Raw genomic sequence first — 16,340 nt, forward strand, 5'->3', positions numbered from 1 at the left:
ATCCAGGGCATACGAATTCGATGACCACTGGTCAGGTCACAGTGCCTCGGACGGGTCTAGGAAATATCCGGTACCTCCGGTACTGTCTGGACATAGCACGTCCAAATGTAAACCTCATTGAGGAGGCCTAGGTTATGGCTAGGACGCGATTGGTCCGGCGTTGGCGCCGCAACATGGAAGTGCGCGACGACGTTGACTACGTCAACATGCTTGCCACACTGTCCGAGGGGTCGGTGCGGCGCAACTTCAACCCGTACACCGACATCGATTGGGACTCACCGGAATTCGCTGTCACCGAGAACGACCCTCGGTGGATCCTGCCGGAGACCGACCCGCTGGGCCGTCATCCCTGGTACTTGGCGCAGTCCGACGAGCGCAAGATCAAGATCGGGATGTGGCGACAGGCCAACGTGGCCAAGGTGGGACTGCACTTCGAATCCATCCTGATCCGCGGCCTGATGAACTACACGTTCTGGGTGCCCAACGGCTCGCCCGAATACCGGTACTGCCTGCACGAGTCGGTCGAAGAATGCAACCACACCATGATGTTCCAGGAGATGGTGAACCGGATAGGCGCCGACGTCCCGGGCATGCCGCGGATGCTCAAGTGGCTGTCGCCGTTGGTTCCGCTGGTGGCGGGGCCGCTGCCGGTGGCGTTCTTCATCGGCGTGCTCGCCGGCGAGGAGCCCATCGACCACACACAGAAAAATGTGCTGCGCGAAGGCAAGTCCCTGCACCCGATCATGGAACGGGTGATGGCGATCCACGTCGCCGAGGAAGCGCGCCACATCTCGTTCGCCCACGAGTTCCTGCGCAAGCGGGTGCCGGAATTGACCAAGAGGCAGCGGTTCTGGACCGCGTTGTACCTGCCGCTGACCATGAAGGTGCTCTGCCGCGCGATTGTGGTGCCGCCCAAGGCTTTCTGGCAGGAGTTCGACATCCCGCGCGAGGTCAAGAAGGAACTGTTCTTCCGGTCGCCGGAATCGCGTAAGTGGCTCAGCGACATGTTCGGTGACGTGCGAATGCTGGCCTATGACACCGGCCTGATGGAGACGCGCTCGGCGCGGCTGATGTGGCGGTTGTGCAAGATCAACGGCAAGCCGTCGCGCTACCGCAGCGAGCCGCAGCGCCAGCACCTGGCCTCGGTCCCGGCCGCGTAACGAGTCCGGTCTGTAGGTTTCATGCCGCACGTTATTACCCAGTCGTGCTGCAACGACGGGTCCTGTGTTTTCGCGTGTCCGGTGAATTGCATTCACCCCACGCCGGACGAGCCCGGCTTCGCCACCTCGGAGATGCTCTACATCGATCCGGCGGCCTGCGTGGACTGCGGCGCCTGCGTGAGCGCGTGCCCGGTCGGGGCCATCGCGCCCGACACCCGGTTGGACACCAAGCAGCTGCCCTTCGTCGAAATCAACGCGTCGTTCTACCCGAAACGGCCCGAGGGTGAGAAGCTTCCGCCGACGTCGAAGCTGGCGCCGGTCATCCCGGCCGCCGAAGTGCGGGCCCGCCGCCGGCCGCTGACCGTGGCCATCGTCGGATCGGGTCCGGCGGCGATGTATGCCGCCGACGAGCTACTCACCCAGCACGGCGTGCGCGTCAACGTCTTTGAGAAGTTGCCCACCCCGTACGGGTTGGTGCGGGCCGGGGTGGCGCCCGATCACCAGAACACCAAGCGGGTCACCCGCCTCTTCGAGCGGGTCGCCGGCCACGAGCGCTTCCGCTTCTATCTCAACGTCGAGATCGGCGAACACCTCAGCCATGACGACCTGCTGGCTCACCACCACGCCGTGCTGTACGCCGTGGGTGCGCCCGACGACCGTCGCCTGGACATCGAGGGCATGGGTTTGGCCGGCACCGGGACCGCGACCGAATTGGTGGCCTGGATCAACGGTCATCCCGACTTCGCCGACCTGCCAGTCGATCTCGGCCACGAGCGGGTGGTAATCATCGGCAACGGGAACGTCGCCCTCGACGTCGCCCGGGTGCTCACCGCGGACCCCGACGACCTGGCCCGCACCGACATCGCCGACCACGCCTTGGCGGCGCTGCGCGGCTCGGCGGTGCGTGAGGTGGTGATCGCCGCCCGGCGCGGCCCGGCCCAGTCGGCGTTCACGTTGCCCGAGCTGATCGGGCTCACGGGCAGCTCCGAGGTCGTCCTCAGCGCGGCCGACCACGAACTGGTCGCGGCCGACCTGGCGACGGCGTCGGATCCCTTGACGAAAAACAAGCTGGAAATCCTGAGCACGCTCGGCGACGATTCGGCGCCGGCGGCACGCCCGCGGATCAGGCTGGCATACCGGCTCACCCCGACCCGTGTGCTGGGGGAGCAGCGTGTCTCCGGTCTGGAGTTCTCGGTCACCGGCACCGATGAGGCGCGCCGCCTGAACACGGGCCTGGTGCTGACGTCGATCGGCTACCGCGGCAAGCAGATTCGTGGGCTTCCCTATGACGAATCGTCGGCCGTGGTGCCCAACGACGGCGGGCGCGTCGTCGATCCCGCCTCGCGCGCACCCGTGCCCGGCGCGTACGTCGCGGGCTGGATCAAGCGGGGACCGAGCGGGTTCATCGGGACCAACAAGTCGTGCTCGTTTGAGACCGTGCAGGCCCTGGTGGCCGATTTCAACGCCGGCAAGCTGACCGAACCGGCGGCCAAGCCCGAGGCGCTGGCCGCCCTGGTGCGCTCCCGTCGGCCCGAGGCCGTCGACGCCGCGGGATGGCGTGCCATCGACGCCGCCGAAATCGCGCGCGGCAGCGGTGACGGCCGGCCCCGCAACAAGTTCACCGACGTCGCCGCGATGCTCGCGGCCGCCGCGACCGCCGAGCCGGCGCCGCCACCGCGACGCCGGCTCTTGGACCGGCTGCTCGGCTAGCCGGCGCCCTGCCCGGACATCGCCGCGGTGATCTCTTCCATGCTGACCTCGCGGACCGGCTGCCCCAGCGACCAGTGGTGGCCGAATGGGTCGGCGACCACGCCGTAGCGGTCGCCCCAGAACTGGTCCTCCAACGGGGCCACCACGGTGGCACCGGCGTCCAGCGCCCGCTGGAAGCTGGCGTCGACGTCGGCGACGGTGAGGTGGATCGTCACCGGGGTGCCGCCCAGCGAGGTCGGTGTCATCGACTTGCCGCCACACACCTCCGGGAAGTCGTCGTTGAGCATCACCGTGAAGCCGTTGATGCGCAGCGCGGCGTGCACCAGTTTGCCGTCCGAACGCGGCACGCGCCCGATCTCCTCAGCCCCAAAAGCGTTGACGTAGAAGTCGATTGCCGCGGCGGCATCGTCGACCACGAGGTGGGGCGACAGTGCGGGTTCGATGTTGATCGCCATCCTGGTTCTCCTTGCTGTCGGTTCCGTCGCCTGCCCACCGCGGACAGGCTCACGACGTATGACTGCGTCGGCGACGCAAAGTCATCGCGCGACAGCAACCATTAGATCGCCGGGCACCGACAACCAGGAGGCCTCAGGCGTTGGTGAGGCTGCGGTCCCAACCCTCGACGGATTCCGGGCTGCGCGGGGCGGGGCCCACATAGATGGCCGACGGCCGGACCAGCTTGCCCAGCCGCTTCTGCTCGAGAATGTGGGCGCACCACCCGGCGGTGCGTCCGCAGGTGAACATCGCCGGCATCATGTTGGCCGGCACCCGGGCGAAGTCCAGGATGACCGCGGCCCAGAACTCGACGTTGGTCTCGATGGCCCGGTCCGGACGCCGCTCCCGCAGCTCGGCCAGCGCGGCCTGCTCCAGCGCCACGGCAACCTCGTGGCGCGGTGCGCCCAGCCGCTCGGCGGTGGCGCGCAGCACCCGCGCCCGCGGGTCCTCGGCGCGGTACACCCGGTGCCCGAATCCCATCAGCTTGTCGCCGCTGTCCAAGATCTTCTTCACCAGGCCGCGCGCGTCGCCGGTGCGCTCGACCTCTTCGATCATCGGCAGCACCCGCGCCGGCGCGCCCCCGTGCAGGGGACCGCTCATCGCGCCGATCGCCCCGGACAGCGCCGCCGCCACGTCGGCGCCGGTGGAGGCGATCACGCGCGCGGTGAACGTCGAGGCGTTCATCCCGTGCTCGGCGGCCGAAACCCAGTAGGCGTCAATCGCTTCGACGTGGCGCGGGTCCGGCTCGCCCTGCCAGCGCGTCATGAAACGGGCAGTGACCGTTTCGCATTCGTCGATCACCCGCTGCGGCACCGCGGGCTGATAGATGCCGCGCGCGGACTGGGCAACGTAGGACAGCGCCATGACGGACGCCCGGGCCAGCTGGTTGCGGGCGGTGGCGTCATCGGTGTCCAGCAGCGGCTTGTACCCCCAGATCGGGGCGAGCATCGCCAGGCCGGCCTGCACGTCGACGCGCACGTCGCCGGTGTGGATGGGCAGCGGGAACGGCTCGGCGGGCGGCAGCCCGTGGCCGAACTTGCCGTCGACCAGCAACGCCCAAACGTCGCCGAAGGTGACCTGCTGACCCACCAGGTCTTCGATATCGACACCGCGGTAGCGCAGCGCGCCGCCGTCTTTATCCGGCTCGGCGATTTCGGTGGTGAAGGCGACCACGCCTTCGAGGCCGGGGACAAAGTCTTCGGGGACCACAGTCATGCCGAAAATTCTCGCACCCCCCGCTCGGGCCGACGCTACCGGCCGGTAGCAAGCGCCGGTAGCGTTGACGCGATGGCACGACGGGACCCCGAGCCAGGAAAAGAGCACCTGCAAAGAATGCGTGTGGAATACGGATCGGCGGAGAAGGACGGCAGTCCCGATCTCGACGCGGACTGGCTCGGCGATGGTTGGGTTTCGTTGTTGCGCAAATGGATCGACGACGCCGAGCGATCGGGTGTCGCCGAGCCCAACGCGATGGTGCTGGCCACCGTCACCGCCGACGGGCGGCCGGCGAGCCGATCGGTGCTGTGCAAGGGCGTCGACGAGACCGGGATCACCTTTTTCACCAACTATGACTCGGCCAAGGGCGACGATCTGGCCGCGACGCCGTACGCCGCGGTCACGTTTCCCTGGTACCAGCTCGGCCGCCAGGTCCACGTCCGCGGCCCGGTGAGCAAGGTCACTGCGGAGGCGACCCAGGAGTACTGGTCGAAACGGCCGCGCGGATCACAGCTGGGCGCCTGGGCCTCGCACCAGTCGCAACCGATCGCCTCGCGGGCGGCCCTGCTGGGCCAGCTGGAGGAGGTGACCGCGCGCTTCGCGGACCGCGAGCAGGTTCCGGTGCCGCCGGGCTGGGGCGGCTATCTCATCGCGCCCGAGGTGGTCGAGTTCTGGCAGGGACGGGAAAACCGGTTGCATAACCGTATCCGGGTCAGCGGCGATCGCATCGAGCGCCTCCAGCCGTAGCGCGCCCGCGCGGGGGCTAACTTGGCTGGCGATGGACGAAACGGATTCGGTACGTCGGATCTGGACGGCGCTCGGGCTGCCCGGCATCGTCGACGTGCACACGCACTTCATGCCCAAATCCGTGATGGACAAGGTGTGGCGGTACTTCGATGACGCCGGCCCGCTGGTGGGACGGCATTGGCCGATCGCCTACCGCAGCGACGAACAACAGCGACTGCGAACCCTCCGTGGCTTTGGGGTCCGGGCGTTCACGGCGCTGATCTATCCGCACAAGCCGCACATGGCGGCCTGGTTGAACCAGTGGGGCCGATCGTTCGCGGCGACGACGCCCGACTGCCTGCACACCGCGACGCTGTACCCCGAACCCGGCGTCGAGGACTACGTCGGTCAGGCCATCGCGTCCGGCGCCCGCGTATTCAAGGCCCACATTCAGGTCGGCCGCTACAGCCCCACCGACCCGCTGCTCGATGGCGCCTGGGGCGTCATCGAAGACGCCGCGATCCCCGTCATCATCCACTGCGGCTCGGGTCCCGTCCCCGGCGAACACACCGGCGTCGGGCCCGTCGCGGCACTGCTCGCCCGCCATCCGCACCTGCGGTTGATCATCGCCCACCTGGGCATGCCCGAGTACACGGACTTCCTCGACCTGGCAGAGCGCTACGACGACGTGCGGCTCGACACCACGATGGCGTTCACCCCGTTCGTCGAGGAGGCCATGCCCTTCCCGCCCGCCGAGTACGGACGCCTCCGTGATCTCGCCGACCGCATACTTTTCGGGAGCGACTTTCCCAACATCCCGTACGGCTACGTCGACGCGGTCGAGGTCCTCACCCGGCTGCCCGGTATCGACGATGTGTGGCTGCGAAAGGTGTTACACGACAACGCCGCTCACGTCTTCGGGTTGGCCGGACCGATGTCCACGGCGGGGTGATGGGCGCCGCTTTCCGGGACAACGGCGGTGCGCCGTACCTGTTGTGGTCCGCGCCACGGCGGATCCGCGCGCCACGCGTCGCCGACCGCCGGGCGCGCAGTGGCGAAAGTCACGAACCGGCGGGATCGTCACCGCGCTACCTGATGAAAGCTTAAGGAAGGTTCCCAGACCCGACCCCGGACGGGCGCCTCGTCGCGATAACGACTACCTTCAGCTGTAAGCACCAAGTCAGGGGCAGCCATATCAGCCGGAAGCACGAAGGGGTTCTCGTGGCCGACACCGACGACACCGCCACTCTGAAGTACCCGGGCGGTGAGACCGACCTGGAGATCGTCAGCGCCACCGAAGGCGCCGACGGCATCGCGCTGGGCTCGCTGTTGTCCAAGACCGGCTACACCACGTTCGACAACGGCTTCGTCAACACCGCGTCGTGCAAGAGCTCCATCACCTACATCGACGGCGACGCCGGAATCCTGCGTTACCGCGGCTACCCGATCGAGCAACTGGCCGAGAAGTCGACCTTCATCGAGGTGAGCTACCTCCTGATCTACGGTGAGCTGCCCAGCAAGGAGCAGCTGGCCGAGTTCACCAAGCGGATTCAGCTGCACACCATGCTGCACGAGGACCTGAAGCGGTTCTTCGACGGATTTCCGCGCAACGCCCACCCGATGCCGGTGCTGTCCAGCGCGGTCAACGCGCTCTCGGCGTACTACCCGGATTCCCTCGACCCGACCGACAACGAGCAGGTCGAGTTGTCCACCATCCGGCTGTTGGCCAAGCTGCCGACCATCGCCGCCTACGCATACAAGAAGTCGGTCGGTCAGCCGTTCCTCTACCCGGACAACTCGCTGACCCTGGTGGAGAACTTCCTGCGCATGACGTTCGGCCTACCGGCCGAGCCGTACCAGGCGGACCCCGAGATCATCCGGGCGCTGGACATGCTGCTCATCCTGCACGCCGACCACGAACAGAACTGCTCGACGTCGACGGTGCGGCTGGTCGGGTCGTCGCAGGCGAACCTGTTCACCTCCGTTTCCGGTGGGATCAACGCGCTGTGGGGCCCGCTGCACGGCGGCGCCAACCAGGCGGTCCTCGAGATGCTCGAGCAGATTCGCGAAAGCGACGACAACGTCAGTGAATTCGTCCGCAAGGTGAAGAACCGCGAGGCCGGCGTCAAGCTGATGGGCTTCGGCCACCGCGTCTACAAGAACTACGACCCGCGGGCCCGCATCGTCAAGGAGCAGGCGGACAAGATCCTGGCCAAGCTCGGCGGCGACGACGACCTGCTCAGCATCGCCAAGGAGCTCGAAGAGGCGGCGCTGACCGACGACTACTTCGTCGAACGCAAGCTGTACCCCAACGTCGACTTCTACACCGGCCTGATCTACCGCGCCCTCGGGTTCCCGACCCGGATGTTCACCGTGCTGTTCGCGCTGGGCCGGATGCCCGGCTGGATCGCGCACTGGCGTGAGATGCACGACGAGGGCGACAGCAAGATCGGCCGTCCGCGCCAGATCTACACCGGCTACACCGAGCGCGACTACGCGACGATCGACGCGCGCTAGTTTCCTGCCGAGCAGACGCAGAATCGCCTGCGGGCGGCGGGATTTACGCGATTCTCTGCCTGGTCGCGAGGGAGGCGAGCACTGCCATCGCCGCGTTGTGCCCGCCGATGCCCGACACCGCCCCACCGCGGCGAGCGCCCGAGCCGCACAACATGATTCGTTCGTGAGCGGTGGCCACGCCCCACTGCCTCGCCGGGGTGTCCAGCGGATCGTCGTCATCGGCGAACGGCCACGACAGCCCGCCGTGGAAAATGTTGCCGCCGCTCATGCCGAGGGTGCGCTCGAGATCTGATGTGGTCGTCGTCTCGATGCACGGGCGCCCCTGCGCATCGTGCAGCAGCAGTTCTTGAATCGGTTCGGCCAGAACAGCATTCAGCGATCCCAGCACCTTGTCGGTGAGCCGATCGCGCAGCGCGTCCGGGTCGGCGTCGCCGAACAGCGCGTGCGGGGTGTGCAGGCCGAACACCGTCATCGTCTGGGCGCCCGAGCGGCGCTGGTCATCGGACAGGATGCTGGGATCGGTCAGGGAGTGGCAATACGCTTCGCACGGCAGGGGATTCGGCGGTTGCCCCGCGGCCGCCTGGGTATAGGCCGTATCCAGTTGCGTCCAGGTCTCGTTGACGTGGAACGTGCCGGCGAAGGCCTGGTCGGGTGTGACGCCCCGGTCGCGTAGGCGGGGCAGGCGCCGCAGCACCATGTTCACCTTGACCTGCGCGCCGCCGTCCGCCGGTGGCGGTTCGTCGCCGAGCAGCCCGGCCAGCACGGTGGGCGTGACGCCGGCGAGGACGAACCGGGCCCGGACCCGGCGCTCATGGCCGCCGCTGCGATAGCGCACTTCGCCGCTCGGGTCGAGCGCGTAAACCTCTGCGCCGCTGATAATTTCGGCACCGTGGCCGACGGCGGCCGCGGCCAGGGCGGTGGTCAGCGCGCCCATCCCGCCGATCGGGACGTCCCAGTCCCCGGTGCCGCCGCCGAGCACGTGGTACAGGAAGCAGACGTTCTGCGTCAACGACTCATCGTCGAGGCGCGCGAAGGTGCCGATGAGGGCGTCCGTGGCCATCACCCCGCGAACCAGGTCGTTGCCCACCGCGTCGGTGATGGCCTCGCCGACCGGTTCCTCGATCAGGGCTTCCCAGGCGGCCGCCGCGCGGCGGTCGTTGCTTTCCAGTACGTGGCGGCGGGCCTGCTCGCGGCTGCGCAGCGGTTCGAGCAGCGTCGGCCACAGCCGCTCGGTCACCAGCCGGCAGCGCTGGTAGAAGTCCGCGAAGCCCTGGGCGTCGTCGGCCGCGCCGATGGCGGCGAAGGTGTTACCGGGCGCCCCGATCAGCAGCCCGCTGCGGCCGCCGGTGGCGGGGTCGGGCGTGTACGACGAATAGGGACGCCGGGCCAGCCGAATCCCGGCGCCCAGGTCCTCGACGATGCGGCTCGGTAGCAGGCTGACCAGATAGGAGTAGCGCGACAGCCGGACGCCGACCCCGTCGAAGGGTTGCGCCGAGATCGCGGCCCCGCCGGTCTGTTCCAGCCGTTCCAGCAGGCGCACCCGCAGGCCGGCCCGCGCGAGGTAGGCCGCCGCGACGAGGCCGTTGTGCCCGCCCCCGACGACGGCGACGTCCACCGCGTCGTCGGCGTCCGCGTGGCCGCTCAGCTCAGGTAGCCCTCGACCTCGTCGGGCGGCCGCACCTCCGCCTCGCGCGGGTCGCCGCCGCTCTCGCGGAGCGCCCGGCGCTGCCGCAGCAGATCCCAGCACTGGTCGAGTTCGATCTCCATGCGCCGAAGGCGGTCATGTTCCTCCGACGTGTCGATGTCACCGCGCTGCAGTTGGGCCCGCAGCGCTTTTTCTTCGGCGACCAGTTCGCGGATGTGTGCCAGGGTGTCGTTGTCGGTGGGTTTGCTGCCGTTGGCCATCGCTCCAGTCTGCCCGACTCGGGAGGGGGCGGATAGCCGCCGACGGCCCGCGGCTAACTGGGTCCGGGTAGTCGCAGCACCAGCCGCGCACCGCCCAGCGGGCTGCTTTCCAGCTCGGCAGTCCCGCCGTGCAGCTCGGCCTGCTGGGCTACCAAGGCCAATCCCAGGCCCGACCCGGAATGCGAGGCCGTCGATCCGCGGGAGAACCGCGCGAACACCACCTGGCGCTCGTCCTCCGGGACGCCGCGCCCGTTGTCGTCGATGGCGATCTCCACGCCGGCGCGGGAGCTGACCGCCGACAGCTCGACGCGGGTGGCGCCGCCATGCTTGACGGCATTGGCGATCGCGTTGTCGACCGCGAGGCGCAAGCCGGCCGGCAGCCCGACGATGATGCAGGTGGGCGAGGGCACCAGTGAGACGTCGACCCCGGGGTAGACGCGGGTGGCGTCGTGGGCGGCGCGGTCGAGCAGCTCGGTGATGTCGACCGGCACGTGATCGTCGGACGTCGACAGCTCGCCCTGGGCCAGGCGCTCGAGGGCGGTCAGCGTGGCCTCGATGCGCGACTGCGTGCGGATGACGTCGCCCAGCACCTCTTTGCGTTGTTCGTCCGGCATGTCCAGGGTGGAGAGCACTTCGAGGTTGGTGCGCATCGCGGTCAGGGGGGTGCGCAGCTCGTGCGAGGACACGGCGGCGAAGTCGCGCGCAGACGCGAGCGCATCCTTGGTCCGGTCCTGCTCGGTCCAGATGCGCTGCAGCATGCCCCGCATGGCCTCGGCGATCTCGACCGCCTCGGTGGCACCGCGCACCGCCACTTGCGGCCGTTCGTCGGCGTCGATCGAACGGGCTTGCTGGGCCAGGCGTTTGAACGGCCGCACCGCGAAAGCCGCCAGGAGCCAAGCGAACACCGCCGCCGCGCCGATCGACAGCGCACAGATCAGGATCACCCGGCGATGCAGGTTGTTGGTCTGGGCGATCGTGTCGTAGTACGTCGCGCCCACTGCCACCGTCGCCGGCTGCGGCGTGGCGACCTCCAAGGTTCGGACGCGATAGCGCACCCCGTTGATGTAGGTGTCTGCATACCCCACCTCCAGCGGCGGCAGTGTGACGTCCGAGTTGGACTTGACCTGGCCGTCGCGCCGGACGGTGATCACGGTGTCCTGGTCGTGGGGTGCGCGCGGGATGTCGTCGAGGCCCCGGGGCAGGAAGGGGATGGCGAAACCGGCCGCCTCGTCCAGGCGGCGGTCCAGCCGCTCCTTCCAGGCGCTGGTGATGCCGAACCACACGACCGCCCCCGCGATCACCACCACGATCGCGGTGCCGATCGCCGTCGCGACCGCGACCCGGGCCCGTAGCGACGGCGTACGGGTCAGGATCCGGGACAGGAAGTTCATGGCCGCTCGACCGGGTTACTGCATGCGCAGCACGAATCCCACTCCGCGCACGGTGTGCAGCAGCCGGGGCCCGCCGTGGGCCTCGAGCTTGCGGCGCAGGTATCCGATGAAGACGTCGACGACGTTGGTGTCGGCGGCAAAGTCATAGCCCCATACCAGCTCGAGTAGCTGCGCACGGGACAGGACCGCGGTCTTGTGTTCGGCCAGCACCGCCAGCAGGTCGAATTCCCGCTTGGTCAGGTCGACGTCGACGCCGTTGACGCGAGCCCGCCGGCCGGGGATGTCGACTTCCAGCGGTCCCACCGTGATGGTCTCCGACGAGGAGGTGGCGGTGGCGCCGCGGCGGCGCAGCAGCGCTTTGACCCGCGCGACCAGCTCGGCCAGCACGAACGGTTTGACCAGGTAATCGTCGGCGCCGGCCTCCAGGCCCGCCACCCGGTCGTCGACCGAGCTGCGGGCGGAGAGCACGCAGACCGGGACGTCGTTGTCCATGGCGCGCAGCGCGGTGACGACGCTGACCCCGTCCAGCACCGGCATGTTGATGTCGAGCACGATCGCGTCCGGCCGCGTTTCGGTGGCGCTGCGCAACGCCTCGGCGCCGTCGACCGCGGTCGACACCTCGAACCCGGACAGGCGCAGGCCACGTTCCAGCGACGCGAGCACATCGGAGTCGTCGTCGACGACCAAGACCCGAGGTGAGCTAGCTCCTGTGTCCATGCCGCCCATCTTGCCTGATTGCCGCCTATGGATGCGGGAGGCACCACCGTCGCGGGGCTAGGCGCGCTTCGCCTCGGCCGGTCCGCGTCACGGCCAGACATAAACCAGGCACGCGCGCGTCGGCGATTCTGGTGTCTGAGTTACGTGTCGCGGTATCCGCGGCGGTGCAGCGCCTCGCGAATTTTTCCGATAACGGCTTCTGGTCGGTCCTCGACAATGACCCTGATAACGATCCACCCGCAATCCTGCAACGCGCTGAGTCGCCGGAGATCCCGCACATATTGGCGCCGCATGGTGCGGTGTTGGTCCCCGTCGTATTCGACCGCTACCTTGAACCGCTCCCAGCCCATGTCGAGCAGTGCCACGGTCCGGTAATGCATGACCACCGGTATCTGAGTCTCGGGAGTGGGCAGCCCCGCGTTGACGATCAGCAAGCGCAGCCAGGTTTCCTTGGGCGATGCCGCGCCTGGATCGACCAAGGGAAGTGCCTCCCGTAGCCGCCGAAGGCCGCGAGCACGCGGGTGTCCCTTGGTCACCAGCAAAACATCCTCGACGGAAAAGGGCGTGGCGCGCATCAGCGCGTCGAGGCGGGCCACCGCTTCTCCGGTGGGGAGACGACAGCTCAAGTCAAATGCCGTCCGCGCAACCGTGGTCACCGGAAGCCCTGCGACACACGTGATTTCATTGTCTCGCAACCGCTGATTGCGGGTCACTATGCCCATAGGGGCGTGTTGATTACTCCAGATCAATTCGACCGGTTCGTCCTCGTCGATCCAATTCGCGCCGTGCAGCGCCGCCGCGGCCAGCCCAGCGAGCACACCGCGTCGCCGCGTCCATAGCCACGCCGCTTCCGACCGCATTCGGAGCGAGGGCGCCACGTGACGCGCCAGGTAGATGTCGGGATAGATCGCGCGAAACTCGGTCCTCAGCTGATACCGGGTCAGTTTGCGCTGTCGCAGGGCCTCGCTGCCGACGATGGGTCCGTCCATGCGCGTAAGACGCGACGTGTCGCTGTTGGGTTGGCCAGACATAAACCACGCACGCGCGCGTCGGCGATTCTTGTGTCTGAGTTACGTGTCGCGGCGAAGGCGCCAGCGTTTCAGGGCAGACCGATGTTGCGGTAGCGCTGCAGCCGGGCGGCCAGCCGCTCGGAGGCGGGTATCCCGCGCAGCGCCTGCACCTCGGCCGCGATGGCGCGTGACAGTCGCCGCGAGAACTCGACGGGCTCGTCGGCGGCATCGGGATGTTCCGCGACGACGACGTCGACGATCCCGGACGCCAACAGGTCGGTCGACCGAATGCCTTGTGCGGCGGCAAGTTCGGCGGCGTGATCGGTGTCGCGGAAGACGATCGCGCTCGCGCCTTCCGGCGGTAGCGGCGCCAGCCAGCCGTGCAGCGCGGCCAACACCCGATCGGCCGGCACCATCGCCAGCGCCGGCCCGCCGCTGCCCTGGCCCAGCAGCACGGAGACCGTCGGGGTGTCCAGGGTCACCAGCTCGGCCAGGCACTGGGCGATCTGCCCGGCGAGCCCGCCCTGTTCGGCGTCGGCCGACAGCGCCGGCCCCGCCGTGTCGATCACCAGCACCAGCGGCAGGCGCAACTCGGCGGCCAGCGCCATGCCGCGCCGGGCCTCGCGCAACGACGCGGGGCCCACGGTGCTCGCCCTGCCGCCCGCTATCCGCCGCTGGCCGAGCACCACCACCGGCTGACCGGCGAATCGGGCCAGCGCCAACAGCGTCGTCGCCGCCTCTCCCCGGCCGGTCCCCGACAACAGCACCTGGTCGGTTGCGCCGTGCCGCAACAGAAGTCCGACGCCCGGCCGGTCCGGACGCCGCGATGCCACCACCGAATCCCACGCCGCGACGTCGGGTGCCGGTTCGGGTGGTGGCGGCGTGGGCAGCGGCCCGGGCGGGTCGGCGATGACGGTCATCGCGCGGTCCAGCGTCGGGCGCAGCTCGTCGAGCGGGATGACGTCGTCGATCACGCCGTGCCGCTGCAGGTTCTCCGCGGTCTGGACGCCCTCGGGGAACGGTTCGCCGTAGAGCAGCTGGTACACGCGAGGTCCGAGGAAGCCGATCAACGCGCCCGGTTCGGCGAGCGTGACGTGGCCCAGCGAGCCCCACGACGCGAAGACCCCACCGGTGGTCGGATTGCGCAGATAGACCAGGTAGGGCAGGTGAGCCCGGGTGTGCAGCCGGACGGCCGCGGCGATCTTCACCATCTGCAGGAACGCGACCGTGCCCTCTTGCATGCGGGTGCCGCCGGAGCTCGGCGAGGCCAGTAGCGGCAGCCCCTCGGCGGTCGCCCGCTGCACCGCCGTGGTGATCCGTTCGGCGGCGGCCACCCCGATCGAGCCACCCAGAAAGCCGAATTCGCAGACCACCACCGCGACCCGGCGCCCGAAGATGCGCCCTTCGCCGGTCAGCACCGATTCGTCCAGGCCCGTCGCGGCGCGGGCATCGGCCAGCTCTCGCGCATAGGCGGCGCTGGCCGGCACGGCGAGCGGCTCGCTGTCCCAGCGGATGAAGGAATTCTCGTCCAGGACCGCGTCGCGTAGTTGACCAGCCGTGATACGACTCACGTGACGAGGCTATATGAGGCTATATAGGGTGGCTGCCATGATCGGTGTCAGCCAGGCCGAAGCGGTTTTGACCATCGAGTTGCAGCGCCCCGAGCGCCGCAACGCCTTGAATTCCCAGCTCGTCGAGGAGCTGCGCGAGGCGGTGCTGAAGGCGGGCGACGGCTCCACCCGGGCGATCGTGCTGACCGGGCAGGGCGCGGTGTTCTGCGCCGGCGCGGACCTGAGCGGTGACGCCTTCGCCGCCGACTATCCCGACCGCCTCATCGAGCTGCACAGGGTCTTGGACGCCACCCTCATCCCGGTGATCGGCGCCATCAACGGCCCCGCCATCGGCGCGGGCCTGCAGCTGGCCATGCAATGCGATCTCCGGGTCGTCGCGCCGGACGCCTTCTTCCAATTCCCCACATCGAAATATGGTCTGGCCCTTGACAACTGGAGCATCCGGCGCCTGGCTTCACTGGTCGGTCACGGCCGGGCCCGCGCGATGCTGCTGGCCGCCGAAAAGCTGACGGCCGACGTGGCCCTGCAGACCGGGATGGCCAACCGCATCGGGACGCTGTCCGACGCCCAGGCCTGGGCCGCCGAGATCGCCGGCCTGGCCCCGCTGGCGATCCAGCACGCCAAGCGGGTGCTCAATGACGACGGCGCCATCGAGGAGGCCGGCCCGGTGCACAAGGAGCTTTTCGACAAGGCGTGGGGCAGCCAGGACGTCATCGAGGCCCAGGTCGCGCGCATCGAGAAGCGGCCACCGAAGTTCCAGGGGGCCTGACGAGCCATGCGGGGGACGCTACGGCTGATCGCCGGCACGGCGTCGCTGGCGGGCGGGGGTTGGCTGCTGCGCGCGCTGCACGGCGCGCCGGACGCCCTCGGCGCCCACCCCGCATCGATCGCCGCGGCGACCGCGGGGTCCCCGAACTGTCGCGACGGCGTCTTCGTCAACCTCGAGCCCGCCTCGGAAACCAAGATGGACCGCGAGCAACTGCGGCTCATCGCGTGGGAGCTGGTGGGCAACCGAGGTGGAAGCCGGCCGCGCGGGCCGATCCCGCTGACGGCCCCCGGGGTCTTCCGCGCGGATCCGAGCGGGCTGGCCGTCAGCTGGTTCGGCCACTCCACGGCGCTGGTGGAAATCGACGGCTACCGGGTGCTCACCGATCCGGTGTGGAGCGACCGGTGTTCGCCGTCGGACGTCGTCGGGCCGCAGCGGCTGCACCCGCCGCCGATTCAACTCGAGGGGTTGCCCGCCGTCGACGCGGTGGTGATCAGCCACGATCACTACGACCACCTCGACATCGACACGATTCGGGCGTTGGCCCGCACGCAGCGGTCCCCGTTCTTCGTTCCGCTCGGTGTCGGCGCCCACCTGCGCAGGTGGGGGATACCCGAGCACCGCGTCGTCGAGCTCGATTGGCACCAGAGCGCGACGGTCGACGAGCTCACCGTGGTGTGCGTGCCGGCGCGGCATTTTTCGGGGCGCTTCCTGGATCGCAACACGACGCTGTGGGCGTCGTGGGTCTTTCGCGGGCCGACCCATCGCGCGTACTTCGGCGGCGACACCGGGTACACGAAGAGCTTCGCGCAGATCGGCGCCGACCACGGACCGTTCGACCTGACCCTGCTGCCCATCGGGGCGTACAACACGGCGTGGCCCGACGTGCACATGAACCCCGAGGAGGCGCTGCGGGCGCACCTGGACGTCACCGACGGGGGGCTGTTGGTGCCGATCCACTGGGGCACCTTCCGGTTGGCCCCGCACCCGTGGGCCGAACCGGTCGAGCGGCTGCTCGCCGCCGCGGAGCCCGAGCAGGTGAACGTGGCGGTTCCGGTGCCGGGCCAGCGCATTGATCTCGCGGCCCCGGTGAAATCGAACCCGTGGTGGCAGCTCTGATTCCGGAGTCCGGCAACCCCACCGCGTTAGAGTGCGCC

The 16,340-nt window shown here is 68.9% G+C and carries 15 protein-coding genes; 7 read left to right on the forward strand and 8 right to left on the reverse strand.

Annotated elements, in window-relative coordinates:
- Nucleotides 1-134 precede the first annotated feature (134 nt).
- Together W7U_RS01010 and W7U_RS01015 are read left to right on the forward strand one after the other, a co-directional pair.
- Nucleotides 135-1,160, forward strand: coding sequence for a diiron oxygenase (locus tag W7U_RS01010; protein WP_014711028.1), 1,026 nt, complete (start codon nucleotides 135-137; stop codon nucleotides 1,158-1,160).
- Between the two features lie 21 nt (nucleotides 1,161-1,181).
- Nucleotides 1,182-2,870 carry an FAD-dependent oxidoreductase gene (locus W7U_RS01015; protein WP_008253887.1) on the forward strand — a complete coding sequence of 563 codons (1,689 nt, stop codon included), beginning with the start codon at nucleotides 1,182-1,184 and terminating at the stop codon, nucleotides 2,868-2,870.
- On the opposite strand, the gene W7U_RS01020 is transcribed toward W7U_RS01015, so the two are convergent.
- The gene (locus tag W7U_RS01020) at nucleotides 2,867-3,325 is read right to left on the reverse strand and encodes a VOC family protein (protein ID WP_008253889.1); all 459 of its coding nucleotides are present in this window, start codon (nucleotides 3,323-3,325) and stop codon (nucleotides 2,867-2,869) included. The genes W7U_RS01015 and W7U_RS01020 overlap by 4 nt on opposite strands.
- 133 nt (nucleotides 3,326-3,458) lie before the next feature.
- Nucleotides 3,459-4,580 carry a citrate synthase 2 gene (locus W7U_RS01025; RefSeq protein WP_008253892.1) on the reverse strand — a complete coding sequence of 374 codons (1,122 nt, stop codon included), beginning with the start codon at nucleotides 4,578-4,580 and terminating at the stop codon, nucleotides 3,459-3,461.
- 117 nt (nucleotides 4,581-4,697) lie between these two features.
- Here W7U_RS01025 and pdxH point away from each other — a divergent pair, with 117 nt between their 5' ends.
- The 3 genes from pdxH to W7U_RS01040 all read left to right on the forward strand — a co-directional run bounded on the left by pdxH (nucleotide 4,698) and on the right by W7U_RS01040 (nucleotide 7,823).
- Nucleotides 4,698-5,327, forward strand: coding sequence for a pyridoxamine 5'-phosphate oxidase (gene pdxH, locus W7U_RS01030; RefSeq protein WP_008253893.1), 630 nt, complete (start codon nucleotides 4,698-4,700; stop codon nucleotides 5,325-5,327).
- 31 nt (nucleotides 5,328-5,358) lie between these two features.
- Nucleotides 5,359-6,258, forward strand: a complete 900-nt coding sequence (locus W7U_RS01035; protein WP_008253894.1) for an amidohydrolase family protein — start codon at nucleotides 5,359-5,361, stop codon at nucleotides 6,256-6,258.
- A 269-nt stretch (nucleotides 6,259-6,527) separates the two neighbouring features.
- A complete protein-coding gene (locus tag W7U_RS01040) occupies nucleotides 6,528-7,823 on the forward strand; it encodes a citrate synthase (RefSeq protein ID WP_008253896.1) in 1,296 nt (431 codons plus the stop codon).
- Between the two features lie 43 nt (nucleotides 7,824-7,866).
- On the opposite strand, the gene W7U_RS01045 is transcribed toward W7U_RS01040, so the two are convergent.
- From W7U_RS01045 to W7U_RS01070, 6 genes are all read right to left on the reverse strand, one after another.
- A complete protein-coding gene (locus W7U_RS01045) occupies nucleotides 7,867-9,438 on the reverse strand; it encodes an NAD(P)/FAD-dependent oxidoreductase (RefSeq protein ID WP_008253897.1) in 1,572 nt (523 codons plus the stop codon).
- Nucleotides 9,439-9,464: 26 nt separating this feature from the next.
- On the reverse strand, nucleotides 9,465-9,728 hold the full coding sequence (locus tag W7U_RS01050; protein WP_008253898.1) for a DUF2630 family protein: 264 nt from the start codon (nucleotides 9,726-9,728) through the stop codon (nucleotides 9,465-9,467).
- Between the two features lie 53 nt (nucleotides 9,729-9,781).
- Entirely contained in the window at nucleotides 9,782-11,119 is a 1,338-nt protein-coding gene (locus W7U_RS01055; RefSeq protein ID WP_008253899.1) for a HAMP domain-containing sensor histidine kinase, read from the reverse strand.
- Nucleotides 11,120-11,134: 15 nt separating this feature from the next.
- Nucleotides 11,135-11,845 carry a two-component system response regulator PrrA gene (gene prrA, locus W7U_RS01060; RefSeq protein WP_008253900.1) on the reverse strand — a complete coding sequence of 237 codons (711 nt, stop codon included), beginning with the start codon at nucleotides 11,843-11,845 and terminating at the stop codon, nucleotides 11,135-11,137.
- Nucleotides 11,846-11,976: 131 nt separating this feature from the next.
- Complete coding sequence (locus W7U_RS01065) at nucleotides 11,977-12,825, reverse strand: DUF559 domain-containing protein (protein WP_008253901.1); 849 nt, start codon at nucleotides 12,823-12,825, stop codon at nucleotides 11,977-11,979.
- Between the two features lie 110 nt (nucleotides 12,826-12,935).
- A complete protein-coding gene (locus W7U_RS01070) occupies nucleotides 12,936-14,417 on the reverse strand; it encodes a carboxyl transferase domain-containing protein (RefSeq protein WP_008253903.1) in 1,482 nt (493 codons plus the stop codon).
- A gap of 37 nt (nucleotides 14,418-14,454) precedes the next feature.
- On the opposite strand from W7U_RS01070, the gene W7U_RS01075 reads away from it, so the two are divergent.
- Nucleotides 14,455-15,186 carry an enoyl-CoA hydratase gene (locus W7U_RS01075; RefSeq protein WP_008253905.1) on the forward strand — a complete coding sequence of 244 codons (732 nt, stop codon included), beginning with the start codon at nucleotides 14,455-14,457 and terminating at the stop codon, nucleotides 15,184-15,186.
- A 6-nt stretch (nucleotides 15,187-15,192) separates the two neighbouring features.
- Entirely contained in the window at nucleotides 15,193-16,302 is a 1,110-nt protein-coding gene (locus W7U_RS01080; protein WP_008253907.1) for an MBL fold metallo-hydrolase, read from the forward strand.
- The last annotated feature ends 38 nt before the right edge of the window (nucleotides 16,303-16,340 follow it).

Source organism: Mycobacterium sp. H4Y, from assembly GCF_000364405.1.
Lineage (GTDB): Bacteria > Actinomycetota > Actinomycetes > Mycobacteriales > Mycobacteriaceae > Mycobacterium > Mycobacterium intracellulare.

Excerpts from the sequence above, each read along its gene's own strand:
- W7U_RS01055 (WP_008253899.1), bottom strand. The coding sequence starts at position 11,119 with ATGAACTTCCTGTCCCGGATCCTGACCCGTACGCCGTCGCTACGGGCC.
- W7U_RS01020 (WP_008253889.1), bottom strand. The coding sequence starts at position 3,325 with ATGGCGATCAACATCGAACCCGCACTGTCGCCCCACCTCGTGGTCGAC.
- W7U_RS01015 (WP_008253887.1), top strand. The coding sequence starts at position 1,182 with ATGCCGCACGTTATTACCCAGTCGTGCTGCAACGACGGGTCCTGTGTT.
- prrA (WP_008253900.1), bottom strand. The coding sequence starts at position 11,845 with ATGGGCGGCATGGACACAGGAGCTAGCTCACCTCGGGTCTTGGTCGTC.
- W7U_RS01010 (WP_014711028.1), top strand. The coding sequence starts at position 135 with ATGGCTAGGACGCGATTGGTCCGGCGTTGGCGCCGCAACATGGAAGTG.
- W7U_RS01075 (WP_008253905.1), top strand. The coding sequence starts at position 14,455 with ATGATCGGTGTCAGCCAGGCCGAAGCGGTTTTGACCATCGAGTTGCAG.
- W7U_RS01050 (WP_008253898.1), bottom strand. The coding sequence starts at position 9,728 with ATGGCCAACGGCAGCAAACCCACCGACAACGACACCCTGGCACACATC.
- W7U_RS01065 (WP_008253901.1), bottom strand. The coding sequence starts at position 12,825 with ATGGACGGACCCATCGTCGGCAGCGAGGCCCTGCGACAGCGCAAACTG.
- W7U_RS01035 (WP_008253894.1), top strand. The coding sequence starts at position 5,359 with ATGGACGAAACGGATTCGGTACGTCGGATCTGGACGGCGCTCGGGCTG.
- W7U_RS01025 (WP_008253892.1), bottom strand. The coding sequence starts at position 4,580 with ATGACTGTGGTCCCCGAAGACTTTGTCCCCGGCCTCGAAGGCGTGGTC.
- pdxH (WP_008253893.1), top strand. The coding sequence starts at position 4,698 with ATGCGTGTGGAATACGGATCGGCGGAGAAGGACGGCAGTCCCGATCTC.
- W7U_RS01080 (WP_008253907.1), top strand. The coding sequence starts at position 15,193 with ATGCGGGGGACGCTACGGCTGATCGCCGGCACGGCGTCGCTGGCGGGC.